Origin of the sequence: Chryseobacterium sp. SIMBA_029 (assembly GCF_046535275.1) — a bacterium.
Lineage (GTDB): Bacteria > Bacteroidota > Bacteroidia > Flavobacteriales > Weeksellaceae > Chryseobacterium.
Genome location: NZ_JAWRXA010000220.1, coordinates 1 through 278 on the forward strand (window position 1 = coordinate 1; position 278 = coordinate 278).

At 54.0% G+C, this 278-nt stretch carries 1 protein-coding gene; it reads right to left on the bottom strand.

Annotated features, from left to right (window positions below; translation table 11 throughout):
- A partial coding sequence (locus SB679_RS23900) for a hypothetical protein (RefSeq protein ID WP_410704735.1) occupies positions 1-278 on the bottom strand: 278 nt, incomplete at both ends.

The window sequence follows — 278 nt, forward strand, 5'->3', positions numbered from 1 at the left end:
CTGCGCTGAACGAATAGCGAATAGAAGTTCCTGGTCCAGGCACTGGCAATACTGCTTCAGCGTGCTGCCGATCTGTTTCAAGTAAAACTGCGTGCGCGGGTTGAAGTAACGATTGTTGCTTACCGACGCATCCGAGCCTTTGCGAATAAAACTACCCAGATCCTCAACCGCGAGCGCAACTGCTGCCGCTCGTGCAGACTTGCAAAACGACGTCAGAAGCACATCAGCAAACCAACGCCCCTTAAATCTCAGCAGCAGCTGCTGGGCTACCTGGACGG